Annotated in this window: 23 protein-coding genes; 11 read left to right on the plus strand and 12 right to left on the minus strand. The window is 56.1% G+C overall.

Annotated elements, in window-relative coordinates:
* Position 1: 1 nt before the first annotated feature.
* On the plus strand, positions 2 to 955 hold the full coding sequence (ispH, locus tag MLD04_RS17480; RefSeq protein ID WP_248160680.1) for a 4-hydroxy-3-methylbut-2-enyl diphosphate reductase: 954 nt from the start codon (positions 2 to 4) through the stop codon (positions 953 to 955).
* Positions 956 to 968: 13 nt separating this feature from the next.
* Here ispH and MLD04_RS17485 read toward each other — a convergent pair whose 3' ends face one another.
* From MLD04_RS17485 to MLD04_RS17530, 10 genes are all read right to left on the minus strand, one after another.
* Positions 969 to 1448 carry a type IV pilin protein gene (locus MLD04_RS17485; protein ID WP_282452002.1) on the minus strand — a complete coding sequence of 160 codons (480 nt, stop codon included), beginning with the start codon at positions 1446 to 1448 and terminating at the stop codon, positions 969 to 971.
* Positions 1449 to 1450: 2 nt separating this feature from the next.
* Positions 1451 to 1825 (minus strand): hypothetical protein, encoded by a 375-nt coding sequence (locus MLD04_RS17490; protein WP_248160681.1) that lies wholly within the window; start codon positions 1823 to 1825, stop codon positions 1451 to 1453.
* A 55-nt stretch (positions 1826 to 1880) separates the two neighbouring features.
* A complete protein-coding gene (locus MLD04_RS17495; RefSeq protein ID WP_248160682.1) occupies positions 1881 to 5288 on the minus strand; it encodes a pilus assembly protein in 3408 nt (1135 codons plus the stop codon).
* A 71-nt stretch (positions 5289 to 5359) separates the two neighbouring features.
* Positions 5360 to 5869: a pilus assembly PilX family protein gene (locus MLD04_RS17500; RefSeq protein ID WP_248160683.1), complete on the minus strand. Its 510-nt coding sequence runs from the start codon at positions 5867 to 5869 to the stop codon at positions 5360 to 5362.
* Entirely contained in the window at positions 5866 to 6987 is a 1122-nt protein-coding gene (locus MLD04_RS17505) for a PilW family protein (protein WP_248160684.1), read from the minus strand. Before MLD04_RS17505 ends, MLD04_RS17500 begins: the two co-directional genes overlap by 4 nt.
* Positions 6988 to 6998: 11 nt before the next feature.
* Positions 6999 to 7478 carry a type IV pilus modification protein PilV gene (gene pilV / locus MLD04_RS17510; RefSeq protein ID WP_248160685.1) on the minus strand — a complete coding sequence of 160 codons (480 nt, stop codon included), beginning with the start codon at positions 7476 to 7478 and terminating at the stop codon, positions 6999 to 7001.
* Positions 7475 to 7957 (minus strand): GspH/FimT family pseudopilin, encoded by a 483-nt coding sequence (locus tag MLD04_RS17515; RefSeq protein WP_248160686.1) that lies wholly within the window; start codon positions 7955 to 7957, stop codon positions 7475 to 7477. Before MLD04_RS17515 ends, pilV begins: the two co-directional genes overlap by 4 nt.
* A gap of 124 nt (positions 7958 to 8081) precedes the next feature.
* Positions 8082 to 8654 (minus strand): GspH/FimT family pseudopilin, encoded by a 573-nt coding sequence (locus tag MLD04_RS17520; protein WP_248160687.1) that lies wholly within the window; start codon positions 8652 to 8654, stop codon positions 8082 to 8084.
* 123 nt (positions 8655 to 8777) lie between these two features.
* Positions 8778 to 10166: a sigma-54-dependent transcriptional regulator gene (locus MLD04_RS17525; RefSeq protein ID WP_248160688.1), complete on the minus strand. Its 1389-nt coding sequence runs from the start codon at positions 10164 to 10166 to the stop codon at positions 8778 to 8780.
* Positions 10167 to 10224: 58 nt separating this feature from the next.
* Positions 10225 to 11862, minus strand: a complete 1638-nt coding sequence (locus MLD04_RS17530; protein WP_248160689.1) for a sensor histidine kinase — start codon at positions 11860 to 11862, stop codon at positions 10225 to 10227.
* Positions 11863 to 11954: 92 nt separating this feature from the next.
* Here MLD04_RS17530 and MLD04_RS17535 point away from each other — a divergent pair, with 92 nt between their 5' ends.
* A complete protein-coding gene (locus MLD04_RS17535; protein ID WP_248160690.1) occupies positions 11955 to 13619 on the plus strand; it encodes an NAD+ synthase in 1665 nt (554 codons plus the stop codon).
* A 70-nt stretch (positions 13620 to 13689) separates the two neighbouring features.
* On the opposite strand, the gene MLD04_RS17540 is transcribed toward MLD04_RS17535, so the two are convergent.
* Entirely contained in the window at positions 13690 to 14529 is an 840-nt protein-coding gene (locus MLD04_RS17540) for an outer membrane protein assembly factor BamD (protein ID WP_248160693.1), read from the minus strand.
* 135 nt (positions 14530 to 14664) lie between these two features.
* Here MLD04_RS17540 and rluD point away from each other — a divergent pair, with 135 nt between their 5' ends.
* From rluD to clpB, 3 genes are all read left to right on the plus strand, one after another.
* On the plus strand, positions 14665 to 15642 hold the full coding sequence (gene rluD / locus MLD04_RS17545; RefSeq protein ID WP_248160694.1) for a 23S rRNA pseudouridine(1911/1915/1917) synthase RluD: 978 nt from the start codon (positions 14665 to 14667) through the stop codon (positions 15640 to 15642).
* Positions 15632 to 16387 (plus strand): peptidoglycan editing factor PgeF, encoded by a 756-nt coding sequence (pgeF, locus tag MLD04_RS17550; RefSeq protein ID WP_248160695.1) that lies wholly within the window; start codon positions 15632 to 15634, stop codon positions 16385 to 16387. Before rluD ends, pgeF begins: the two co-directional genes overlap by 11 nt.
* Before the next feature lie 150 nt (positions 16388 to 16537).
* Complete coding sequence (gene clpB, locus MLD04_RS17555; RefSeq protein WP_248160696.1) at positions 16538 to 19114, plus strand: ATP-dependent chaperone ClpB; 2577 nt, start codon at positions 16538 to 16540, stop codon at positions 19112 to 19114.
* A gap of 48 nt (positions 19115 to 19162) precedes the next feature.
* Here clpB and MLD04_RS17560 read toward each other — a convergent pair whose 3' ends face one another.
* Positions 19163 to 19627: a DUF4124 domain-containing protein gene (locus tag MLD04_RS17560; protein ID WP_008940821.1), complete on the minus strand. Its 465-nt coding sequence runs from the start codon at positions 19625 to 19627 to the stop codon at positions 19163 to 19165.
* Positions 19628 to 20135: 508 nt separating this feature from the next.
* On the opposite strand from MLD04_RS17560, the gene MLD04_RS17565 reads away from it, so the two are divergent.
* The 6 genes from MLD04_RS17565 (at position 20136) to MLD04_RS17590 (ending at position 26046) form a co-directional block, all read left to right on the plus strand.
* The gene (locus tag MLD04_RS17565; protein WP_248160697.1) at positions 20136 to 21854 is read left to right on the plus strand and encodes an acetolactate synthase 3 large subunit; all 1719 of its coding nucleotides are present in this window, start codon (positions 20136 to 20138) and stop codon (positions 21852 to 21854) included.
* 2 nt (positions 21855 to 21856) lie between these two features.
* Positions 21857 to 22348, plus strand: a complete 492-nt coding sequence (gene ilvN / locus MLD04_RS17570; protein WP_008940823.1) for an acetolactate synthase small subunit — start codon at positions 21857 to 21859, stop codon at positions 22346 to 22348.
* Between the two features lie 65 nt (positions 22349 to 22413).
* A complete protein-coding gene (gene ilvC / locus MLD04_RS17575) occupies positions 22414 to 23430 on the plus strand; it encodes a ketol-acid reductoisomerase (protein ID WP_008940824.1) in 1017 nt (338 codons plus the stop codon).
* 92 nt (positions 23431 to 23522) lie between these two features.
* Positions 23523 to 24350, plus strand: a complete 828-nt coding sequence (gene pssA / locus MLD04_RS17580; RefSeq protein ID WP_008940825.1) for a CDP-diacylglycerol--serine O-phosphatidyltransferase — start codon at positions 23523 to 23525, stop codon at positions 24348 to 24350.
* Between the two features lie 97 nt (positions 24351 to 24447).
* Positions 24448 to 25425: a protein-methionine-sulfoxide reductase catalytic subunit MsrP gene (gene msrP, locus MLD04_RS17585; protein WP_248160700.1), complete on the plus strand. Its 978-nt coding sequence runs from the start codon at positions 24448 to 24450 to the stop codon at positions 25423 to 25425.
* Positions 25426 to 25443: 18 nt separating this feature from the next.
* Positions 25444 to 26046 carry a protein-methionine-sulfoxide reductase heme-binding subunit MsrQ gene (locus tag MLD04_RS17590; protein WP_248160701.1) on the plus strand — a complete coding sequence of 201 codons (603 nt, stop codon included), beginning with the start codon at positions 25444 to 25446 and terminating at the stop codon, positions 26044 to 26046.
* The last annotated feature ends 113 nt before the right edge of the window (positions 26047 to 26159 follow it).

The following is a 26159-nucleotide window of genomic DNA, read 5'->3' on the forward strand; positions in this document are numbered from 1 at the left end:
TATGCAAATTCGACTCGCTAACCCCCGTGGCTTCTGTGCAGGCGTGGACCGCGCCATTGAAATCGTCAACCGTGCGCTGGACGTATTTGGCGCCCCGATCTATGTACGACACGAGGTCGTGCACAACAAATTTGTGGTCGACAACCTCCGGAACCGGGGTGCCGTGTTCGTCGATGAACTCGACGAAGTTCCCGATGATACCCTGGTGATATTCAGCGCCCACGGCGTTTCCCAGGCGGTGCAGAATGAGGCTGAGCGTCGTGGCCTCAAGGTATTCGACGCGACCTGTCCCCTGGTGACCAAAGTGCACATGGAAGTCATGCGCTATTCCCGTGGCGGGCGCGAGTGCATCCTGATCGGGCACCATGGCCATCCGGAAGTGGAAGGGACCATGGGACAGTATGACCGGAGTAACGGCGGCGATATCTACCTCGTCGAGGACGAGCAGGACGTCGAGCGACTGCAGGTGAAGGATCCGGAGCGTCTGTCCTACGTCACCCAGACCACGCTGTCGATGGACGATACCGCCCGTGTGATCGATGCCCTTCGCGCGCGTTTCCCGAGCATAGAGGGGCCGCGCAAGGACGACATCTGTTACGCCACGCAGAATCGTCAGGATGCAGTCAAGCAATTGGCAGACGACTGTGATCTGATGCTGGTGGTAGGCTCACCCAACAGCTCCAATTCCAACCGCTTGCGGGAGCTTGCCGAGAGAATGGGTACCCCTGCCTACCTGATCGATGAGGCATCACAAATCGACCCGGCCTGGCTAAAGGGTGTCGGAGTGATTGGCGTGACTGCCGGGGCATCGGCGCCAGAGGTTCTGGTCAACGACGTGGTGGCCAGGCTCAAGGCCCTCGGCGGCGAAGAGCCTCGGGAGATCGCAGGCCGGGAAGAGAATATTGTTTTCTCCATGCCCCGGGAGCTGCGGATCGACGTGGTCGAGGTGAATTGATCTTTTAAGTTGATTACCAACAGTTCGCTTGAGCGGCGCCGCGGTTTCCCTGTTCGTCGAGTGTCAGTGTTCCACAATCATCGTTTGCCTGACCACCTGTCGGTATGGCTTGCAAAGTGAAGGTGTCTCGCGTCACGTTGCCCGAAAAGCTTATGTTGTAAAATGCAGTGCCATTTTGAGGAGACTGCGTATATGGCAGTGTCGGGTCGTTCCCGCTGTCTCGATAGTCGAAGCCGTTGGAGTACTGACGCTCCATCCACTGAGCCAGTTCAAGCAGATCCGACTGGGCGGTCGTTCTTCGAGTTTGTTCAATCTGATTTTGGTAGATTGGAATTGCGATCGCAGTTAGGATGCCGATAATCGCAACCGCAATTATTAATTCAATTAGAGTAAACCCGTTCTGGGTGTCTTTTACATCTTTACGTTCCATTTTGTGCCCATAATTGATGCATTGGCTCTCGGCCATTTTCAAGCTATTTGTTCGTACGGCCATAGTTAGTCCTTTTTAACCTTAATGCTGCTGACGGAACGCGCTCCACGGCTCTCATCAACAATTTCACCTACCACGATACTGACCGTGCTGCCAGGTTTCAGGCGCAATAAAACTTGCTCTCTGGACCAGCTGCTACCCTCAAAATGGACAACTCTGTTCAGAACAAATGCCTGATCATCTATGATCAGTAAAGATTGATCCTGGTTCACGGAGTTAACGGTTCCCACGTAAGTCTGTCCCGGCGTTAGCGAGGTGATCTCCGAGTCAGGGCGTTCCTCAGCACGCAGTGAAGGCGTATTTAATATCGAGATCAATAGCAGTGCTGAGAAGGCAATATGTGCAACTGAATATCGATGGATCATAGAGAATAACGCCATAATGCAACTCCAATATGAAAATAACGATCGCTTATAATTGCACTGAAGCAGCTCCTTAGCGGAGCTGCTCCCATGTCTGTCGGCCAATATTGGAATCCAGTGACCGGGTGCAAAGTCCATCTTCACATGGATTTCCACCATTCAATTTGGTTGGATCCAGGCCTGGGATCAGAACTTCTGCGTCCCCGTTGCCGGTCGCGATTGTTCGATTTTCGCCGCCATAGCCTTGTTGAATCCCGCTTGGAGCGTAACCTCCAGTAATATCTCCCGAGTTGAAAATTCCGTCACTATTTAAATCGAAGGTAGGTGTGTCTGATGGTTCCCCAGACGACAGCTTCAAATCCATGATGAAACCAGTCCTGCCACTGCCACAGGGATCATCGTCCGGAATGACGCTTGTAAAACGTACCCGGTCTGGATTGACTCCGAAGGGGAAGGTTGCTCGGCTAATGACCCGCTCCCCTTCTTTGTAGTTGCTGTAGACAAGATCCAGATACCAGCCGGATTCCTTGGTGAGTTTGTTACTTGAAGTTTGTCTCACTGTAAAACTATTGGTTCCATTGCCCGAGGCTTTGTTGACAGTAATATCTTCTTGTTTGGTGATTGTCTGCTCTAACAGGTCGCCTCTGTCGAGATTGGATGCCGAGAGGTCATCCTGAATAGCATAGAGACTCTGAATTCCGTAGTCTCCCTCGTCTCCACTTCGCATAAAGCTGCCTGTGCCGAAGGCTATTACAAGTTCATCATTCGCCGAAGGGTTCAGGGCTACGCGTGGGGCTACCGTTATGGGCTGGGTGTCTCCGTTTGGTGAGGTTGCAGAAAATACTTTTGTTGCGGACCAGTTATTATTATTTTTCGTTCCCGTCAGATCGAAACGCCAGACATTACCCAGTAAATCACCTGCATAGGCATACCGGGTGATTGCATCAGTTTCTGGAAAGCTAGTAATCGTTGGAGCAGCCAGTCCATTAGGACTGGTCGACGATCCGGTGCCGGTCTGGATCTCTTTAACCAGGGATCCGTCAGCAAGATCAACTACAAACAGACTGGATTGATTGCTTGCTCCGTTGTAGCCATTTCCGAAAATCGCGACCCACTGGCCGTTTTCCAGTCGGGCGATCTGAGGTTCGGAAACTCCATAGCCAAGGTTATTGTTTGTGAACTCCCAGAGAACATCATCTGCGGGTGAGAAGGAACCGGGGTCTGTCACGTCAAGTGCAAAAACGGTCCTTCCTCCAGCACCCATAGTGCCGACCAGAATGGTTCGCCATTCTGGGGAACCATTGCCGTCTTTATCAATGTAAGCGTCCTGAACTCGCGGTGTTCCGTCCATAAAGTACTTGTGACTGTAGGATGGTTTCATCAGTTCAGAGATTCTGGCATAAGTGTTGGACCCTCTGGGAAGCAAAAGCTCACCAGGTATGTAGCCGAAAAGTTCCGAACCGGTTTCGCTATTGAAGACGTGAAGAATTCCATCGTTGGCTGGAACGTAGAGAGCGTCAATGCGGTTTTGGTAATCTGTCGTGGACCTGAATGAGCCATAAGAGCTGCCCTCGGTACCGGGTAATCTTGCGAAGCCATAGTTCGTTTTGCCAACGAACTGGGGATTCGCATTGATAATGTCGCCAAGCAACCGCGTCACTGACGCACCGGACTTGTCTTTGGTTTTCCGGGAACGGAACGCTGTATTGGCGTTCGTGTCGCCATGGAGCCATGCCAGCCTCTGATACCCGAGGTTATCCTGGGAAGAGGATAGTGTCGGATCTGCATTCAACGCATCTTGTTGTGCAGTGGAAAGGTTTGAAAGAGAGCCACTACTTGCGAACTTAAGCTTTACGCCTTCCGATTGATTAAAGGTGATTAAAGTACGATCGGCGGGAGCCGTATTGGCCAGTTTCGTTTCCGCATTCCAGATCTCTTTTCCTTGATCAAAACTGTATCCCATTAATGTTCCCGACCAGTCTTCACTTCTAAAGCCAGCGAAAAATCCAAGTGACTCGGTCCTCAAAACGGCGGAACTAACTGCTGCTGAGGATGCGGACGTTTGGGAGCGAGCGATGACATCGCCCAAAAAGCCTTGGATTTGTTGTGAAAAATCCTGCGGGTTTTGAGCGCTTGCGAATCCTCCCCGACCATTTATTGCGGCGTGCAGAAGATCGTCGATGTTCTCAGGACTGCGATCATCGTCGGGTTCCGGCCAGTTAATCTGGTCACCTGTTTTTATTGCATTAAGCGCATCAGTTGGCGAGACGCTACCCTGAACTCCGAGACCGATAGTGAAGGTTGTCATATGCTGCCAGAATGCGGGGTCGCTACCATCGGTTGGAACCTTATCCGCCAAGTCGGTCCGCAGATCGTTTTTCCAATATTGCATGGCGACATCTGCGAGTGTGTTCGAGTGTTTGTCTGAAAATGGCGAAACTGCCGAATAGCGGAAGTCTTGTCCATTCGGATCAGGATTTGTGTGGGATGGCCCTGATACGCTGTCAACATTTCCGACATTTGGGTTGCTTCCATTCCAGATGCCGTCAGTCATGAGAATGGAGAAGCTTTGGCGACACTCTATGTGCGCAGTAGTGTCGTTTGTACCTGGCGTTTCGCCCCAAGGTCCCCGATTATCTGACCGGGAGTAATATTTCCCTACATCTTTGAGTGCCGTTCTCAAGGGCGTGCCGCCGTTGATATATTTGGTTTGTAACCAATTGAGGAACTGCTGGCGCCTAGAGCTTGTGTAGGGACGGACTCCACTGACAATCGTATCGGTGTTTGATACACCATCGATGGTATTGTTGTTGACGTTAATTGCACCGTATCCCAGCCGTATATTTTCCGGAAGATCGAAAAAAGCCTCCGTTATGCCGGACTTGGCGGCCTTGTCCCGAGTGCTGTAGTAAGAAAACCAGTTGGCGTAATTCTGCTTGACCGCTGCGCTCGCATTGTTCAGCAGTACCGTCGTGTAGCAACTGTTTTGTTTGGGATTGGCGATACAGCCTGAGGTGCCCTTGAAGTCCATATAAAAGCCTTCCTCAATAGAGCCAATCGAGTCGAATCGAATATAAGTGCTTAGGTTATCCTTACCATCAGAGTGATCGAAGCCGTTGACCCAGGCATCATAATAATCAGAGTTGGGGTACCGTCCGCTTCCGTCGGGCTTATACGGGGGGAGATAGGTCACAGTCGGGTCGTAGTAAATTTTATTAACGTAACTGGAGTAGTACCAATACCCGTAAGATTCTCCGTTGAGACTGTCAGGCATGAATCGCCACGCCATTGACCCTGAGTCATCGAATACAAACATTAGGTTCGGGTCGACCGATTCCTTCAGGAAAAGTGGAACAGAAGCGATATTAACTTGAGCAAAAGCCGCTTGGCTCGTGCCGAGTGACAAGGCGAGGCCTACTGTAAAAGCTGCGAGCTTTGACATTTTGATATTTTTATAGGTTTTTCTGAGCAGTTTATTCATGACCATATCTCCCGGCGGAGTCTCAATTCTTTAACATCAGAATGCTGAATACTGAATACGGTAACCATCGATTACTCGGGCGGTAACAGGACAGTTGACTGAAGGATGCTCACAGCGGTTGTGCTGCCGCCCTGGCCGCGAGAAGTTACTTCGAAACGCTCGAAGCAGGGCTGTCCGGGTTCAATGGGGCATACATCTGCCAATCTCGCCTGATGATAGACTGGCTGAGCACTTACATGTGTTCCAGCGCTTCCGGTGCCTGAGGGCGTTGGTGAGCTACCATCCCAATTCCACGGCTGGGTAATGAGTGTGGTGTTAAAAGCAGTCTGTCTGGTTGCAAGAGTGTTGATTAGGTCGGCTTCGGCCTGGCGCAAACCTGCTTCAGCCGCCTGAAATGACATGGCGCCATCCTGTGTGTTGCTAGCCATTCGTTCTTGAAGAATAGAGCCTTGCATTCCGCCAACAGCAAGCAGAGAAATCAGGAGCAGCATAACCAGAGCGACGATTAGCGTAGCTCCGTGTTGGCGGGCAGGCGGATTGGATTCAGGTAAACGCGGTGATGTGAGTTGATGCTTTTTCACTGCATTCTCCCTCTTATTGCGGTCGTTCCCACGGTCACAAGGCGAACCCTGCGATCGCCGTTGTTGCCTTGAGATACCTCACTTCCGAGCATGTCAAAGCTCCGGCTATTCGCGGCCTCAAGTACCTCATCACGACCTCTGGTCATAACCGAAAACCTCACGCTTACTACTCTGTCCCAATTTTGAACCTGGTCGGCTGGCAGATAGCTATCTGCGGCTTCATTTCCCGATGTGTTGACTCCGTAAAGAAACTGCAGTGACTCCACCCCGGAAACCAGTTCTTGAGGAGTTTGCAGAGGGACCATCAGTCGTCGAAAAAGGGCTGGCTCGCCATTCGTCCCAGTGCCAATGTAGAAGGCGGTCGACGTGAATTCATAAACGCGAGTTTGAGCGTCGTAGTTGAGGTTAAAATTGTTGCCATTGTTACCGGGAGAAATATTGCCTCCGGCCATAGTAATGGAGCTGGAGTTTGCGTTGTTGCTTTTCTGGAACAGCTCTCCTTCCGAACAATCTCCGAGAGTCGCTAATACTACTCGATTCGCCGGCAGGCCTGAGTTACTTGAAAGATTAATGCTATTGCCATTTTGAGGATTGGTAGCGTTCACTGGAACACTGATCGGGGCAAGGGAGTTAATGATCAGTACGTCGGAGTTGGATAAGACCGAGCCGGTCAGTGATGCAGGCAATGCTGTGCCCACGGTTCCAGAGGACCATTTGTTGGCCGCCGGTGTGGACGGCGTCGAAGATAAGGCAAGCGTATCTCCGGGGCCCGTGTTGTTAAATTCCCAGCCTTGGACCGCCTGGGTTATGGGGATCGGAAGACCACCGTTGAGCCTGTTGTCTACCACTTGGTCAAATGGACGTCCCATTTGGGCCAAACAGCCAAAGCTCCCTGCGGATCGAAGATCTGGTTGAATAATTGCGGAGACGAAACGAGCGCTCTCCTGAGCACGCGCCAGACTCTCGGTTTGTCTGTACGTCTGGTTCCCGCTGAGATAGATTTGGGTAACACCTAGTGTCAACAACAATCCCAGAGCAAGCGCTATTATCAGCTCTATTAGTGAGAGGCCATGTTGCTTCGACATAGTGGGCATTGATAACTTCTTAAAAATATTCAAAATCCTGCCCCCTATATCTGAGTCGTTACGACGACCGGATTCATTGATTGATCATCCTGATCCCAGTCTATGGTAATGGTTATTGTGTTTCCGTTGACCGCAATCGTCCGTTCAGCTGCGGGTAACAGGCATGCAAGACTATTGTCCCAGGCTGCAATGTCATCTGCGGCAACACTTCCGTTGTTTGGAGAAAATGACGTATCACATTGCCCATTATCGGCGCCCTGAGCTGAACCATTTGTTAGCGCATAGCTACCGACATTGGAAGGGTTGGCTCTGATACGATCCAGCATGTCATCTGCCAAAAGCACTGCTTGGCTGCGGCTCTGGGATTGCGCATTCATCTTGAGCGAAACAACTTGGGTTGATGCCACGCCAAGGATGCCAATGCCGAGTACAAGTACGGTTACCAGGATTTCAATAAGGCCCAGTCCACCTTGTTTATGGAAAATTGAGGCCATCCGGACGGCCTCGGGCTTCTGCAGAATCATGGGCAGGCCTCATCGTCTATTTCAGTTCGTCCAACAGGACTGACGCGTATTCTCCGAAGGTTGGGTTCTCCGGATGCGCAATTGTTGGGGGCAATGGTGAAATTTTGCGAAGTTTGTGGCACCAGAAAACCGCGACGATCAAAGACGAGGTCTGTTGTCGAAGAGGTAAAGGTTACATTTGACGGAGAAGAAAATGATCGAATCTGGTTGTTGGTACAGTCGCCTGAAGCATCTCCAGAGTGAACGCACCAGCCAGTCGCTAGTCCACCGTCGGTGCTGAATGTGACTGTGGTGCCTCGCTTGATCGCTTCGGTCCTGGCAAACCTGATGGATGACATCAAAAGGTTGGTGCTGGTCACCAATCGATTGCCATCGATAAGCCTCCCGAATCCAGGAATAGCTACTGCAGCAACGATCGCTAAAACCACGAGCGTAATAAGAAGCTCAATAATGGTGAATCCGGAATTTTTTCTGAACATACTGTCTCTCGCCCGCAAACTTAATGGTATTTAATCAAATGCTGCAACCCCGAGCATGTGGTTATAGATAAGCGGTAGAAGAGAGGGAATGAACGGTATCTAGTCTTTCAGGCTGTGACTCCGTTCACGTTTTGGGGCAGTGGATCTTTGTTCCCCAAGGCAAGCGGATGACGCCATTGTCGTCGTCATCTCTGATACTTCGTAGGCGCCCCCCAATATTCAGCGCCAAGTACGTCATTAAAAAAGACTGTTTGTCAGCGGTAGTACAAACAATAAGGCTTCCCATCGTTCCATGGCTCATGCCGCTGGGCGCGATCTGAAAATATCCCCTGCCGGCTGTTCTGGAGGTCACGCTCGTGTTTTGACTGCTCAGATCAAATACATGAAGTACTCTCGAGTCGTCCGGTTGTTTATCGTTGTCTTGGTCCGGGAAGATTGAAATGAGGTTGTTCCATTGATCGGTGCAAGTTTGTTTCGGAGATAGTGGGCAAATGGTAATAAGAGTATGGTGAGTTACCGCGTACGAACGAGCCGTTGCAAACATTCTGTGCGTGCTGTTGACGACTTGTCGGTGAGAGCTAGATTCGGAGAGTTCAGTCCATAAAGGTGAGGCAAAGCCTGCCAGCAAGGCGACAATACAAATAACAATCAATAATTCAAGCAGGGTAAAACCTGCCTTCGATTTTGAAGCAGTCATACGAACGGTCCTTGTCAATTCTGCATCGGTTAGTCTTGGCTTCCTGCCACAGACCGCGGATCATCCTACATTATTGCGGAACCCTACTCCGGAACCGGTTTCTCAATCCCGGCGAGGGAATGCTTACTCCATCCCCAGCTTCTTCAGCCTATATCGTAGTGCCCGGAAACTGATGCCCAAGCGCTTGGCTGCGGCTGTCTTGTTCCACCGTGTAGCCTCCAGTGCCTTCTCGATGGCCTGTCGTTCGATGGATTCCAGATAGCCTTCGAGGTCAATCTCACCCTCTGGTACCGGCGCGCCGTCGGGCTCTCCGGCATCGCCAGGCGCGACTGTGGGCTGGCCTGAGGGAGTGGGCACTACTCCGTTGCCAAGATGCAGGTCTTCCGCATCGATACGGTCATCGTCACACAGGGTGAATGCCCGTTCGAGGATATTCTCCAGTTCCCGGACGTTGCCCGGGAAGTCGTAGTGTTTGAGGCGTTCAATAGCCGCGGCGGTCAGGGTGGCCGGATCGCACTCGTATTCCCGGGCGATACGCCCCAGGATGTGATCCGCCAACAGGGGAATGTCGTCCGGGCGCGCCCGTAAGGGCGGAACGGCGAGTTCGATAACGTTGATCCGGTAGAAGAGGTCCTGTCGAAAACTGCCCTCCTGAACCAGTTCGGGAAGATTCTTGTGGGTGGCACTCAGGACCCGGATGTCCACCGGAACTTCCTTTGTGTCGCCCACCGGTCGAACGGCTTTCTCCTGAATGGCGCGGAGCAGTTTCACTTGCATAGCCAGTGGCAGATCGGCCACTTCGTCAAGGAACAGGGTGCCGCCGTCAGCCGAGCGGAACAGCCCGGCCTTGTTCTCGACTGCACCGGTGAAGCTGCCCTTCTTGTGACCGAAGAACTCACTCTCCATCAGCTCCGAGGGGATGGCGCCACAGTTAACCGCAATGAAAGGCCCACCCCGGCGAGGCCCCTGCAAATGGATCATGCGGGCAACCAGTTCCTTACCGCTCCCCGACTCGCCGCTGATGAACACCGGCGCCTGGCTGCGGGCCAGTTTCCGGGTCTGGTTACGGAGTTTCCGGATCTCGGGAGAGTTGCCCAGCAACAGGCCGGGTTCGTCCCGGGATTCTTCATCTTCTTTTTGTGGCTCGGAAAGTCTGAGTGCACTGTTTACCAATTCCCGCAAACGAGGCAGTTCGACTGGCTTGGAGACGAAGTCGAAGGCGCCCGCCTTCAGGGATTCGATGGCCGTGTCCATGTTGCCGTAAGCCGTGATCACCGCAACCGGCGTTGCGGGCAGGTGTTGCTGTATCCAGCCCACCAGGTCGATGCCGTTGCCGTCCGGCAGGTTCATGTCGGTCAGGCAGAGATGAGGCCGGTGTTTTTCGAGCAGAACGCGGGCGGAGGCGAGGTCCGGCGCCGTCAATGTCTCGATGCCCATGCGGGTCAGGGTGATTTCCAGAAGATCCCGGATATCCGGTTCGTCATCAACGATCAGTGCAGTGTGGGTTGTCATTGTCTCTAATCGGTTCCATGTCGTGTTTCAGACGCCCGCCCGTGTTCGGGCCCGAAAATCAGATCATCCGCCCGGGATGTGCAAACGTAATTCGGAAACAGCAGCCTTGGTGTCCATCCTCGACCAGGGACAGGTGGGCCTGATTAGCCTCGCACAGTTCCCTGGCCAGATAAAGGCCGAGTCCGGTCCCGCTTTTGTCCGTGGTAAAAAACGGCTCGAATACCGAACTCCGGTCTTCGGGGGCAATGCCCGGCCCGAAGTCGCGGACATCCAGGTAGGCCCTTTGGCGGTCCTCGGTGGACCCGGCATGCAGCGACAGCTTCCGCGAGCCGGTCTGCTGTTCACTGTACCTCAGACCATTGTCGCAAAGGTTGACCAGCACCTGCTCGATCTGGCTCTTGTCAAAGCGCGCGGCAGGCAGGTCCGGGTCGATTTCCAGTTCGATGGACGAGGGGCCGGCCTGCTCGTCCTGGGTCTGCAGATAATCCCTGCGAAACTCCTGTAGCCAGATGGGCAGATCCACCAGTTCGGCGTCGGCGGTCTTGCGCCTGGAGAGGTCCAGGACATTCTCGATAATGCCGTTCACCCGTTTTGAATGGCGCCGGATAATATCCAGCATCTGCTTGTCACCGTCATCAAGGTGTGGGGACTCCTCCATCAGTTGTGCTGCATGGCTGATGGCCCCGAGTGGATTGCGGATCTCATGGGCAATGCCGGCGGTGAGGCGTCCCAGTGAGGCCAGTTTCATCTGCTGTGCCTGCTGGGTTACTTTGCTCATGTCCTCGATAAACACCAGAATGTGATCGCCCCGTTCCTGGTCCAGCTGTGTGAAGTTCGCCTGCAGGAGTGGAGAGGTGGGCGCAGACTGGAACGGCGCTACCCGCATTCGTGGATCTTTCAGCCAGGCATCAAGGCCCAGTTTGAGCGGTTGGGGCAGGGTACGTGAGCGGGGCAGGTCCGTATCCGCACTGGTGGTGCCGAACAGAAGTTCTTCCGCAGCGGCGTTGGCCAGGCGAACCTGGCCGTAACGGTCCAGCACCAGGATACCGGTTCTCATCCGCTGGATGATCTGACGATTGATCTGTTCGAGCTCTGCAATGCTTCGGGCGCGGGAATTCGCCAGGGCTTCGCTTCGAATCATGCGCCGGGAAATGTTCTGGAGTACGAAGGCGGCGGCGAAGTAAAGGATGCCAAGGGAGCCAGCCCGGACAATGTCATCCGCATGGCCGTTCAGAGAGAGGACCGCCCACCCGGAAATTCCCAGGGAGCAGATGGCGGCGAGCGCAGCGTAAAAGATGCCGAGGCGGCTTGGCGTCAGGATGTTGCCCGCCGCCACGGACACAATCACCAGGTTGGCAAGGCCGTTGGTGATACCGGTGCTGGTAAGCAGGAGGCCATGAATGATCAGGATGTCGAGCAGGATGGACAGGGTAATGTGGCGCTGGCTGACCTGAAAGCCGGCCATCAGAATTAGTGCAAAGAATCCGTTCAGGGCCAGGTAGGAAACGACACCGGCCTGATAGTAATCCTGCCAGCGGAACCGGGCGTCAAACGTGCCCGGGTCGACAAAGAGCAGGCCGGCCAACATCAGGCTGATAACCAGCCGGTAGTGATTGTAGATTCGGAACAGCTTGGCCTGTTGCAGCAGCGCGGGGGAAGGAAATGCGCCGGTGTTGACGGGATTGTGGACTGTCATGTTTGCCTTTCATCGTTGGTTGACCAGAGGAAATCCCCCTGTCCCGTGGTTATAATAGCCTTTTCATGGCAATGAGTTACAGGAGCCGATCTATGCCCTCCTCCGGGAGCTCTTCCGTTTCCCCGTCGACCGCTCGCAAATTGCGGGTCATCATGGCCCAACTGGATTTCCTCGTTGGCGATATTCCCGGCAACACCCAATTGGTCATAGAGTCGACGCAGCGCGCGATCCGTGAGCATCAGGCTGACATCGTGGTGTTTCCCGAACTCTGTATCACCGGCTATCCGCCGGAGGATCTGTTGCTCCGCCCGAGTCTGGACGTGCGCGTCGCCGAAGCGATGGAATCCCTGAAGGAGGCCCGGCTGGGAGCGGCTATTGTGATCGGCGTGCCTCTGCGCCATAACGGATTGTTGTTCAACAGTGCGGTGGTGATCGAGGGTGGCGAGATCATCGGTCGGTATTTCAAGCGTTTTCCGCCCAATTACCAGGTCTTCGACGAAAAACGCTATTTCGCGGAAGGTTCCGAGGTCCTGATGCTGGACATTCGCGGCGTGCCTGTCGGCATTACCGTGTGCGAGGATATCTGGAAGGACGGGCCGGTGGAGGATTGTGCGGCGGCCGGCGCGCGTCTCGTTCTCAACCTCAATGCCTCGCCCTACGACATCGACAAACAGGCCCGTCGCAAGGCCCTGCTGGAGCGCAAGGCCCGGGAAAATTCGGTCAGTATCGTCTACGTCAACCTGGTGGGTGGGCAGGACGAACTGGTCTTCGACGGCGGTTCCATGGTCTACGATCATTCCGGTGTGCTGGCGGTCGAGGCTCCCCAGTTCTCCGAGGGCCTGTACCCAGTGGAATTCCTCTGGGAGCACCACTGTCAGCCAGTGTCCCAGCCGCTGCCCGCGGAACCCTCCCTGGAAGAGAATGTCTATCGGGCGCTGGTGATGGGGGTCCGGGACTACGTCAACAAGAACGGGTTCCGGTCAGTGGTGCTGGGTCTTTCCGGAGGGATTGACTCGGCCGTGACCCTTGCGGTGGCGGTGGACGCCCTTGGCAAGGAACGGGTACGTGCGGTCATGATGCCATTCCGGTACACCTCCAGTATGAGCCTGGAAGACGCCGAAGCCGAAGCAAAACAGCTGGACGTACAATACGACGTCTTCTCGATCGAGCCCATGTACGATGCGTTCATGGAAGCGCTCGCCGAACCCTTTGAAGGTACCCGGCCGGACACCACCGAAGAGAATCTTCAGGCACGTTTGAGGGGAGTCCTGCTGATGTCCCTGTCGAACAAATTTGGCTCCCTGGTGCTGACCACCGGCAACAAGAGCGAGATGGCAGTGGGCTACTCTACGCTATACGGGGACATGGCCGGTGGCTTTGATGTGCTCAAGGATGTGCCCAAAACATTGGTCTTCCGGTTGGCAAACTATCGCAACAGCCAGTCTCCCGTCATCCCCGAGCGGGTGATCACCCGTCCGCCTTCGGCTGAGCTGGCGCCGGACCAGAAAGACGAGGACAGCCTGCCGGGCTACGATGTGCTCGACCAGATCCTGAATCTATACGTGGAGCGGGATTTTAGCGCCGAAGCGATCATCGCAGAAGGGTTTGATCGGGCCGATGTGGAGAGGGCGGTCCGGCTGGTTGATCTCAACGAGTACAAGCGACGCCAGGCGCCGATCGGCGTGAGAATCACCGAGCGTGGATTTGGCAAGGATCGGCGGTATCCGATCACCAACGCCTGGAAGAGTGGGAAGTAGCTGATGTTCGGGGTCAGATGAAATCTTCCTCTGACCCCGGCGGGTGCCCGGTATGAATTCGGGCGTGAGCCTACTGCGACTCGTCGCCCATCAGGCCGAAGGTGACAACGTTGGTGAGGGAGCGGTTCTCCCGCTTTAGGACGTCGGCTACGAACTCGCCCTTGTCGTTGAACGCATCGCTGTCCGGGTAATTTTTCCTGAGCAGGGCGATGGCATCACTGGCGCCTTTTTTCAGACCGAGGAACCGGTAGGTATCGGCCATGATGATCAGCGCTTCCTTCACGGACGGTGACGTCGGATAGTTCTCGACCACATAGCGTGCCCGGTTGTTCGCCGCGAGGTAGGCCTGCCGCTTGATGTAATAGCGGGCGGCAAAAATTTCGAGTTTGGCCAGCCGGTTGCGGATTGCGACCATACGCTGACGGGCATCGGCGGCGTATTCACTGTCCGGGTAGCGGTTCAGCAGCTCGGAAAAATCGCGGAAGGCCTGGTTTTGCTCGCCCGGATCTCGCGCCGCCACGTCGATCGGGAAGTAGCGTTGGGCCAGTCCGATGTCGAGGTTGTAGGAGGCGAGGCCTCGCATGTAGAGCGCATAGTCGGCATGCTCGCTCTGTGGGTTCAGGCGGAGGAACCGGTCGGCTGCAGCGCGGGCGCCCTCAAGATCCAGATTCTGGTACCGGGCATAGATCACGTCCAGTTGCGCCTGTTCGGCGTAGCGGCCGAAGGGGTAATAGGTTTCCAGGGCGTCGAGATTTTTTTCGGCCTCGTTGAAGTTACCCGAGTTCATGGCCTCCCGGGCATTATCATAATAGGTCTTTTCCGGCAGCACCTCCTCCTGCTTGTTGGTGGCGCAGGCGCTGATCATCACCACCAGGGTGGACAGCAGCAGCAAACGAACAACTGATCTCATGCCGGAATCCCGTATAATGTCGAAAAATGTGTCGAGGACCGCCATTGTAGCGGGGAAGACACCGCATGTGCAGAGGCAGTCTCAATCGATTGCCGAAATCTGACCGAAACGTAACACACCGGCCCTGGGGGCTTGATGTCATCCGAGAACCGAATTACCGCCCGATTTGTCGTTCCTCCCGAACTCAGTGATCGCCGCCTCGATCAGGCTGTGGCTGAGCTGATGCCGGAGCATTCGCGCTCGCGGCTGCAGACCTGGATCAAGGAGGGAGCGCTCATCGTCAACGGCCAGAAACGCAAACCCCGCGACAAAGTCATGATGGATGATGTCATCGAGCTGGAAGCGGAGCCCGAGGTTCAGGTGAGCTGGGAAGCCCAGGATATCGAACTGGATCTGGTCTACGAGGATGAACACCTCCTGGTGATCAACAAACCGGCCGGGCTGGTGGTCCATCCGGCCGCCGGTCATGCCGCCGGAACCCTGGTCAATGCCGTGCTCAATTACGCGCCCGAGGTTGAAAACCTTCCAAGGGCCGGCATTGTTCACCGGCTGGACAAGGACACCTCCGGTATCATGGTTGTCGCCCGTAGTCTGATCGCCCACACCTCACTGGTGGATCAGTTGCAGACCCGTACCATGGGCCGGGAGTACGATGCCGTCGTGGTCGGCACCCTCACTGGCGGGGCTACCGTGGATGCCCCGATCGGGCGTCATCCGAGAGAGCGAAAGAAAATGGCGGTGGTGTCCAGTGGCAAGCCCGCGGTCACGCATTACCGGCTGGTTGAACGGTTTGCCGCCCACACCCACATTCGTTGCAAACTTGAGAGCGGCCGCACTCACCAGATCCGTGTACACATGGCGCACGTCAAGCATCCACTGGTGGGGGATCCGCTCTACGGGGGCCGTATGCGACTGCCCAAAGGAACCACCGAGTCCTTGCGCGAGGTGCTCGCCGGATTCCAGCGTCAGGCGCTCCATGCCCGGCAGTTGACCCTGGAACATCCTGAAACCGGCGAGATCCTGACCTGGGAAGTGCCTCTGCCTGATGATATGGAACACCTGATGGAGGCCCTGCGACAGCACCGACGGGAACTGGAAAGTCATGATTTCTGAACAGACGGTTCTGCGTCCGGACTGGTCGGGCCCGGAGAACGTGCACGCTCTCTGCACGACCCGCCAGGGTGGCGTCAGTCAGCCACCGTGGAATTCCCTGAATCTGGGAGTCCATGTGGGCGACAATCCCGAGCATGTGAACGAGAACCGGCAGCTTCTGGCCCGGTTTACCGGGCTCGGGTGTGATCAGTTCGGTTGGTTGAACCAGGTCCATGGGAATCGGGTGGTGGAGTTGACGCCAGCCAACCTGGCGGAGTGTCCGGATGCGGATGCCAGCTTTACGCGCGTGCCCGGAGTTGCGTGCGTCATTCTCACGGCCGATTGTCTCCCGGTGCTGCTCACGGACCGGAAGGGAAGCGTTGTGGGCGCCGCTCACGGGGGCTGGCGAAGTCTCTGCAGTGGCGTCCTGGAGAACCTCGTTGACGCGATGGCAGTCGCGCCTTCTGACCTCCGGGCCTGGATGGGGCCGGCTATCGGGCCCAAACGCTTCGAGGTCGGGCCAGACGTTCGCGATGCCTTTTTGGCCCGGCACGGCGACGACGAAGCGGCATTTTCCGGGACGGGCGCGCGTCCCGGCCACTATCTGGCAGACCTCTATGAGTTGGCCCGTCGACGACTGCAGCGGCGGGGCGTCGAGATTATTTCCGGCGGCAGCCTTTGTACAGTCCGTGATCGGGACTGGTTCTTTTCGTATCGTCGGGATGGGCAGACCGGTCGTATGGCAACGTTGATCTGGATGGAATGAACTGATCACCGTCAAATTTCTGACGAAATCGTTGCCACCCTTCTTGAAGTCCCCTTCTTAGCCCCTACATTTAAAGTCAAAGCAATTCGGATACGTTGAACCCGGAGCGGGTTCGCCAGGTATCCAGTTACGAATCGGGGACAAGAATCTATGAGAATCGACAAGCTCACGAGCAAATTGCAGGCGGCTCTGGCCGACGCACAGTCGCTTGCGGTCGGCAAGGATCACAATTTCATTGAGCCGGTGCACCTGATGCAGGCTTTGCTGGACCAGCAGGGCAGTTCCATCAAACCCCTGCTGAAGCAGGCAGGGGCAGAGCCCGGTCGGGTTCGCCAGGCCATTGCCCGCGAGATCGAAAATCTGCCGGAAGTGCAGGGGTCAGCCGGTGACGTGTCAATGTCCAACGACATGGGCCGGCTATTCAATATTGCTGACAAGTTGGCACAGAAGCGCAAGGACCAGTTTGTCTCCAGCGAACTGATGCTGCTGGCGGCTTTGGAGGATCGCGGAACCCTCGGTCGAGTCCTTCGGGAGCAGGGCGTGGATAAGGCGGCCCTCGAAAAGGCCATCGAAGAGATCCGTGGTGGTGAGACCGTGGACGACGCCGGAGCAGAGGAAAACCGCCAGGCCCTGTCCAAGTATACGATCGACCTGACTGAGCGGGCCGAGGAAGGCAAGCTGGACCCGGTTATCGGCCGTGATGACGAAATCCGTCGTACGATCCAGGTGCTGCAGCGCCGTCGCAAGAACAATCCGGTACTGATCGGTGAGCCGGGCGTGGGCAAGACCGCCATCGTAGAGGGTCTGGCCCAGCGGATTGTGAATGGGGAAGTGCCGGATGGTCTGAAAGACAAAAAGGTACTGTCCCTGGACATGGGCGCTTTGATTGCCGGTGCCAAATTTCGGGGTGAATTCGAGGAGCGCCTGAAAGCGGTGCTCAATGAGCTGTCGAAGCAGGAAGGGCAGATCATCCTGTTCATCGACGAGATTCACACCATGGTGGGTGCCGGAAAGGCCGAAGGTTCGATGGATGCCGGGAATATGCTCAAGCCGGCCCTGGCCCGAGGCGAGTTGCATTGTGTGGGTGCGACCACGCTCGACGAGTACCGGGAGAATATCGAGAAGGATGCGGCGCTGGAGCGTCGGTTCCAGAAAGTCCTGGTCAGTGAACCCAGTGAGGAAGACACGATTGCCATCCTCCGGGGCCTGAAAGAGCGCTACGAAGTTCACCACGGGGTGGAAGTCACCGACGGCGCCATCATTGCTGCTGCCAAACTGTCGCACCGTTACATCGCCGACCGGCAACTGCCGGACAAGGCCATTGATCTGGTTGATGAGGCCGCCAGTCAGATTCGCATGGAGATGGACTCCAAGCCGGAGGCACTTGATCGTCTGGAGCGGCGTCTGATCCAGCTGAAGATTGAACGGGAAGCGCTGAAGAAGGAAACCGACGCGGCCTCCAAGAAGCGACTGGAAGAGCTGTCCGGTGTCATTGCTGGCGTTGAGCGGGAATACGCCGATCTGGAGGAGGTCTGGAACACCGAGAAAGCGGCTCTCCACGGCTCCCAGAAGATCAAGAGTCAGCTGGAGCAGGCCCGGATCGATCTGGAAAACGCCCGTCGCTCCGGTGATCTGGGCAAGATGTCCGAGCTGCAGTACGGCAAGATTCCGGAGCTGGAGCGTCAGCTGGATATGGCCAGCCAGGCCGAGATGATGGAAATGAAACTCCTGCGCAACCGGGTGACCGATGAGGAGATTGCCGAGATCGTCTCCAAGTGGACCGGTATCCCCGTGTCCAAGATGCTGGAGGGCGAGCGCGACAAGCTCATGCGCATGGAAGAGGCACTCCATGATCGGGTTATTGGCCAGGACGAGGCGGTGGAAGCGGTTTCCAATGCGGTGCGCCGCTCTCGCGCGGGGCTGTCGGATCCGAACCGGCCCAACGGTTCCTTCCTGTTCCTCGGCCCGACGGGTGTGGGTAAAACCGAGCTCTGTAAGTCCCTGGCGTCGTTCCTGTTCGACACCGAGGAAGCCATGGTCCGCATCGATATGTCGGAGTTCATGGAGAAGCATTCCGTGGCCCGGCTCATCGGGGCGCCTCCCGGCTATGTCGGGTATGAAGAGGGTGGTTACCTGACCGAGGCGGTGCGCCGTCGCCCCTATTCCGTGCTCCTGCTGGACGAGGTCGAGAAGGCGCATCCGGATGTCTTCAATATTCTGCTTCAGGTGCTCGAGGACGGTCGCCTGACCGACGGGCAGGGGCGGACAGTCGACTTCCGGAACACCGTAATTGTCATGACCTCGAACCTGGGGTCAGACATCATCCAGCAGAAGGCTGGTGAAGAGAACTACGAGTCCATGAAGAACGCCGTTATGGAAGTGGTCGGTACACACTTCCGTCCGGAGTTCATCAACCGTGTGGACGAAGTGGTGGTCTTCCACCCGCTGGCCGAGGACCAGATTCGTGGCATCGCGAGTATCCAGATCGAGTCCCTCAGCAAGCGGTTGAAGGAACAGGATATGAAGCTGGAGCTGGATGATGCCGCGATGGATCTGCTGGCGGAAGTCGGGTACGACCCGGTTTACGGTGCGCGCCCCCTGAAGCGGGCAATTCAGAGAAACATCGAGAACCCGCTGGCGCAGAAACTGTTGCAGGGTGAGTTCGCGCCGGGCGACACAATCCGGGGTACGGTGAAGGATCATACCCTGGTTTTCGACAAAGCCTGAGCTTGAATCCGGGGTCAGATGAAACGTTCATCTGACCCCATTTTCTTTTTACTGGGCTTTTTCCGGGCCGCAATTTTCAGCGGCGATTTCCTCATACTTCTGCCGCTGCTGGGCAATTTCCTCAGGCGAGAGATAGCGGGACTCGCCGTTTTCCTCGACCCGGATCCGCGCCTTGCTGTCGATGATGTCCAGGTTGCTGCGCGCGGTCGCACAATTGGCCTCCCGCTGCTTCCGGCGGGCTTCCTCTTGTGCCTTTTCCTTTTGAGTCAGCGTTCGGGTTTTCTGCTTGTCCTCAAGATCCTTCATCTTTTCCTGTGGCGTTGCCTGATCGGCCGGCTTGGCCGAGCCGGTTCCCACGCGGACGTTGACCTGTTCGGACTTTCTGCCATTGGGCTGTTGGTCGCCAAAGTGCGTGACGCCGTTTTCGTCGGTCCATTTGTACACGGAGCCGCCATGGGAGATGCCCGGTACTGCGGCCATTAACAGGGTCAACATCAGGATTTTTCTGTTCATGGATATATCCGTCGCCTTATACAACTCCCGGTCCAGACGCTGGCACCGGTGATTCGGGTAATGTCTCTTGGCTATCATGCCATCTCCGAGTCGGATTTTCCTTCGTCTGGTTCAAATCTCCGACATCGGATTCCTCCAGTATGGCAAAGCTCGGCGATTATGGGCAGATTTACGTCTGGCGCCTATTGACAGGGAGTTTCGCGCTGTCAGAATTGGCGATTGCCTGAAACTGGGGTTAATTCGGCAGGCAATCCCGAACGAGTATCCCCCGTTAATCACCACACTAAACGCGTCGGGTCCCGACGTGTGCTGGTTGTTGCTTACGTGCAACCCGTTGATTGGCCGTTCTCCGCAACCCTCAGGAGAGCGGCTGGCCAGGAGACAACCTCTTATTTTGCAGGTGTGGAGGAGCAAGCCGGTTCCGCTTTCACAAGAAGCAGGGAGACCGTGAATCCAGGCACCCGGGGCGAAACCCGGCTCATTCACTCGTAGAAGAGGGTAGAAAATCGTGGAGTTATTGTCTGGCGCCGATATGCTGATCCGGTCCCTTCAGGATGAAGGCATCGAATACATATACGGCTATCCGGGTGGTGCAGCGCTGCACATATACGATGCGCTGTTCAGGCAGGACAAAGTCAAGCATATTCTGGTTCGGCACGAGCAGGCCGCGGTCCACATGGCCGACGGTTATGCCCGGGCAACCGGAAAACCAGGTACCGTACTGGTGACCTCGGGTCCTGGAGCCACCAACACCATCACCGGCATTGCCACCGCGTTCATGGATTCCATCCCCATGGTGGTCTTGTGCGGTCAGGTTGCGTCTCATCTCATTGGTGAGGATGCCTTCCAGGAAACCGATATGATCGGCGTGTCCCGCCCGGTCGTGAAGCATAACCTCTCCGTGCGGCATCCCGAAGAGATCCCCGAGATCATTCGCAAGGCCTACTATATTGCCGCTACCGGCCGGCCGGGCCCCGTGGTGGTGGATATCCCGAAGGATATGACCACGCCCAACGAGCGCTACGAATATTCGTATCCCAAGAAGGTCAAGCTGCGCTCCTACAATCCGGCCATTCGTGGCCACGCAGGCCAGATCAAGAAAGCGGTCGACATGATGCTTGCCGCCAAGCGTCCGGTGATTTATGCCGGGGGTGGCGTCATTCTTGGCAAGGCCTCCGATCAGCTCACCGAACTGACCCGGATGTTGGGATACCCGATCACCAACACCCTGATGGGAATTGGCTGCTATCCGGCTTCCGACAAGCAGCATCTGGGTTGGCTGGGTATGCACGGGACCTACGAAGCAAATATGGCCATGCACCACTCGGATCTGATTCTCTGTGTGGGCGCCCGGTTTGATGATCGTGTGACCAATGCGACCGAGAAATTCTGTCCGGGCGCCCGGATCATCCATATCGACATTGATCCGGCCTCGATCTCCAAGACGGTTGAAGCCGACGTGCCGATTGTTGGTCCTGTTGATGCGGTCCTCAAGGAGATGCTTTCGCTGGTGAAGGAGAGCAAGGCCCGGCCGGATGCCGATGCCCTGGGATCCTGGTGGAAACAGATTGACGAATGGCGGGCATTCCATGGCATGCGCTACGAGACCAGCCCCGACGTCATCAAGCCTCAGGAAGTCATCGAGTTGCTGTGCAAGCTGACCAATGGCGAGGCGTTCGTCAGCTCCGATGTCGGTCAGCACCAGATGTTTGCCGCTCAATACTACAAGTTCGACAAGCCCAATCGCTGGATCAATTCCGGCGGTCTGGGCACCATGGGTTTCGGTTTGCCTGCTGCGATGGGGATCAAGCTGACCCACCCGGACGACGAGGTTTTGTGCATTACCGGCGAGGGCAGTATCCAGATGAACATTCAGGAGCTGTCTACCTGCAAGCAGTACAATCTGCCGGTCAAGATCATCAACCTGAACAACCAGGCTCTGGGCATGGTGAAACAGTGGCAGGATATGAACTACGAGTCCCGTCACTCCCAGTCTTACATGGAATCCCTGCCGGACTTCATCAAGCTGGCGGAGGCGTACGGGCACGTCGGCGTGCGCATCGAAAAGAAAGAGGATCTTGAACCCAAGCTCAAGGAAGTGCTGGCAATGAAAGACAAGCTGGTGTTTGTCGATATCCTCGTTGATCGTTTCGAGCATGTGTATCCGATGCAGGTCGCCCGCGGCTCCATGAAGGATATGTGGCTCAGCAAGACGGAGAGGGTGTGATCATGCGTCGAATCATTTCTGTTTTGCTGGAAAACGAGCCGGGGGCATTGTCGCGGGTCGTTGGTCTTTTCTCACAGCGCAACTACAACATCGAGACACTGACAGTGGCGCCGACTGAAGACGAGACCCTGTCCCGTCTGACGGTAACGACCACCGGGTCTGACAAGGTCATCGAGCAGATCACCAAACAGCTCAACAAGCTGATCGAGGTGGTGAAGCTGGTGGATCTGACCGAAGGCGCGCACATCGAACGGGAACTGATGCTGGTGAAATTGAAGGCAACCGGTTCCCAGCGCGCCGAGATCAAGCGTACGGTGGATATTTTCCGGGGCCAGATCGTGGATGTCACCAGCTCGGTTTATACCGTTCAGCTGGCGGGCGACAGCGATAAGCTGGACGGCTTTATTCAGGCCGTGGGTACGGCGGGTGTCCTGGAAGTTGTTCGTACCGGCGTCTCCGGTATTGCCCGTGGTGAAAAGGTGCTCAGTCTGTAACGGCTCCCATCAATACTTTGAACATCATGGCCCTGAGGGGCCATTACCAATAAAAGAGGTTTCTCATGCAGGTTTATTACGATAAGGATTGCGATCTTTCCATCATCCAGGGCAAGAAAGTTGCCATCATCGGTTTCGGATCCCAGGGCCACGCCCACGCGTGCAACCTGAAAGAATCCGGTGTCGACGTGACCGTCGGTCTGCGTCCGGGCTCGTCCTCCATCGCCAAGGCCGAAGCCTACGGCCTGAAGACCAGCGACGTACCGTCTGCGGTTGCCGCTGCCGACGTGGTCATGGTTCTGACTCCGGACGAGTACCAGGCCCAGTTGTACAAGGCCGAGATCGAGCCGAACCTGAAGCAGGGTGCCACCCTGGCATTCGCCCACGGTTTCGCCATCCACTACAACCAGATCGTTCCGCGCAAGGATCTGGACGTGATCATGGTCGCTCCGAAGGCGCCGGGCCACACCGTTCGCACCGAGTTCGCGAACGGCGGTGGTATCCCGGATCTGATCGCCATCTTCCAGGACGCTTCCGGTAACGCCAAGAACCTGGCTCTGTCCTACGCCAGCGGTATCGGCGGCGGCCGTACCGGCATTATCGAAACCAGCTTCAAGGATGAGACCGAAACCGATCTGTTCGGCGAGCAGGCCGTGCTGTGTGGCGGTACCGTTGAGCTGGTCAAGGCCGGCTTCGAGACCTTGGTAGAGGCCGGTTATGCGCCGGAAATGGCCTACTTCGAGTGTCTGCACGAGCTCAAGCTGATCGTGGACCTGATGTACGAGGGCGGCATCGCCAACATGAACTACTCCATCTCCAACAACGCGGAGTATGGTGAGTATGTGACTGGTCCGGAGATCATCAACGAGCAGTCCCGCGAAGCCATGCGCAACGCACTGAAGCGCATCCAGAGCGGTGAATACGCGAAGATGTTCATCTCGGAAGGCAGCCTGAACTACCCGTCCATGACGGCGCGCCGTCGTGACAATGCGGCTCACCAGATCGAAGTGGTTGGTGAGAAGCTGCGTTCCATGATGCCGTGGATCACAGCCAACAAGATCGTGGATAAGGACAAGAACTGATCCGGGTTCCCGGCACAGTTCTGAAAACGCGGCCCGGGTGGCCGCGTTTTTCGTATATACTCCGCCCATATGCTTTCCGGAGTGAATGAGGAATGACTGAACAGAAAAAATCCACTGGGACGGAAGCGAAAGCCCAGGAAGAAGAGGTGAGGGCAACGGAATCCGAGGTCGATTCCGGCGAAGTTGTCGAAGAAGAGCTGGTCGAGGGTGCGCCGGTTCGGCGCAAGGGGATCTACCTTCTGCCCAATGCGCTTACCACCGCTTCCCTGTTTTCCGGGTTCTACGCCATTGTCTCGGCGGCAAACGGCGTGTTCGATAACGCTGCCATAGCGGTGTTCGTCTCCATGATCCTCGATGGTCTGGATGGCCGGGTTGCACGGATGACCAATACCCAGAGCAAATTTGGTGAAGAATACGACAGCCTGGCGGACATGGTGGCCTTTGGTGTGGCGCCGGGCCTTGTTGCCTTTTTCTGGTCGCTCAATGGTCTCGGGAAATTTGGCTGGGCCATTACGTTTATCTATGTGGCCGGGGCGGCATTGCGCCTCGCGCGGTTCAACACGCAGATCGGCTCCGTGGACAAGAAGTTCTTCGTGGGCCTTCCCAGCCCCTCTGCCGCCGCCTGTGTCGCAGGTCTGGTCTGGTGCTTCCACCTTTTTGAGCCTTCAACCTGGCTGACCATGCTCACGGTTGTGGTTGTCGGAGGTACCGGCGTGCTGATGGTCAGTAACATCTTTTACCGAAGCTTCAAGGATCTCGATCTTCGGGGAAGGGTGCCATTCGCGGCCATTCTGCTGGTGGTCCTGATGTTTGTGGTGATCGCCCTGGACCCGGCTACCGTATTGTTTACTGTGTTCCTTCTGTACGCGTTGTCCGGCCCTGTCAGGGCGCTTTTCCGGGGCAAGCCCCGTCGCACCTGAGGGTCCCACCCGGTCGGGCCCGATTCGGTCGGGCCCGGGCACGTTTTCGGGAGTGTCCGGTCAACACCTTTGAGATCTGGTGATCGGAGGCTTTCCAATGTTGATCAAGAAACGCCCTTCATGGGCTTTGAACCATTCCGAGGTTACGCCGGAGTCGGTCTTCCGAAGTCGTCGTCGGTTCATGGCCGGGCTCGCTGCAACGGCGGTCGCAGGGTCGCTCCTGCCTCGCTTTGGTGTAGCAGCGCCCGCCCCGGTCCAGGGGCAATCCCTCCCGTTTACGCCCATGCCGGACTTTTCCACCGACGAGGAAAAGACGCCCTTCAGGGACGTGACTCACTACAACAACTTCTACGAATTCGGCACCGGAAAGGAAGACCCTTCCCGCTACGCCGGGGAAATGGTTGTCGATCCCTGGTCGGTCACGGTGGAAGGCGAATGTGACAGGCCCGGTACCTATTCCATTGACGATCTGGTCAAGCCCCTTGACTACGAAGAGCGCATCTATCGTCTTCGCTGTGTTGAGGCCTGGTCCATGGTGATTCCCTGGATCGGGATTCCCCTTGCTGACCTGATCAAGCGTTTCGAGCCTAACAGTCGTGCGAAGTACGTCTATTTCGAGACGCTTCAGGATCCTGAGCATATGCGTGGGCAGCGGTCCGTTTTCAGCACCATCGACTGGCCCTATAGAGAGGGGTTGCGCATGGATGAGGCTATGAACGAGCTGAGCTTCATGGCCTTCGGGCTCTACGGGAAGGCCCTGCCCAAGCAGAATGGTGCACCCATGCGTCTGGTGGTTCCCTGGAAGTATGGTTTCAAGAGTATCAAGTCTATTGTTCGAATCCGTTTTCAGGAGACCCAGCCGGAAACGAGCTGGAATATGATTGCGCCGCAGGAGTACGGCTTCTACTCCAACGTGAATCCAGAGGTAGACCATCCGCGTTGGAGTCAGAAGCGGGAGCGTCGGTTGCCTTCCAGTCTTCTCTCTACCAACTGGATCGATACCCGTAAATTCAACGGGTACGGGGAGCAGGTGGCGCACCTGTACAAGGGGATGGACCTGAAGAAGTATTACTGATCCGTTGAGGGACGCTTGATGTCAAGGCTGCGGATGCCGTTGTTCCGGTTGCTAGTGTTTGTCGGGGCCTTGCTCCCGTTTGCGTTACTGGTAATGGATGCATTCGGTGGACGGCTTGGTCCGGACCCCGGTGAGCGACTAACGGAAAGGCTGGGCCTGTTGGCTTTTCAGTGTTTGCTGGTGACCCTGTTCATGACGCCGCTTTCGCGTTGGACAGGATCGCCAATCTGGATCCGTGTTCGCAGAATGCTCGGGTTGTTTGCGTTCTTCTATGCTGTGTTGCACCTGCTGGCCTTTCTCCAGTTCGTCATTGGCTGGGAAGACCTTTGGGTTGCGTTTACCAAGCGTCCCTATATTGTCTTCGGCACCATTGCCCTTTTGCTCATGTGCCCGTTGGCCATCACGTCTACCCGGGGGATGATGAAGCGATTGGGGCGGAGCTGGAAGCCGTTACACCGTCTGATCTATCTGGCGCTCGTGTTTGCCTGGCTCCATTTCCTTTGGCAGGCGCGAAGTGACGTGGGAGAGATGATGGCGTACGCCGTAATTGCCTTTGTCCTGTTGGGCGTTCGCGTCTACTGGTTCGGTTGGCGAACGCTGGTTCCCATCCGCCGCGCCTGATGGTTTACCGGCGGATTTGAATGGTTTTTGAGCAGCCGAATAGGTGGAAACCGAAGGGTTTTGAAATAAAGGAAAATTGGTCGTTGACAGTTTGGCTGAGGGCTGTAGAATGC

It is taken from the genome of Marinobacter koreensis (assembly GCF_023156285.1).
In the GTDB taxonomy this organism is placed as follows: domain Bacteria; phylum Pseudomonadota; class Gammaproteobacteria; order Pseudomonadales; family Oleiphilaceae; genus Marinobacter; species Marinobacter koreensis.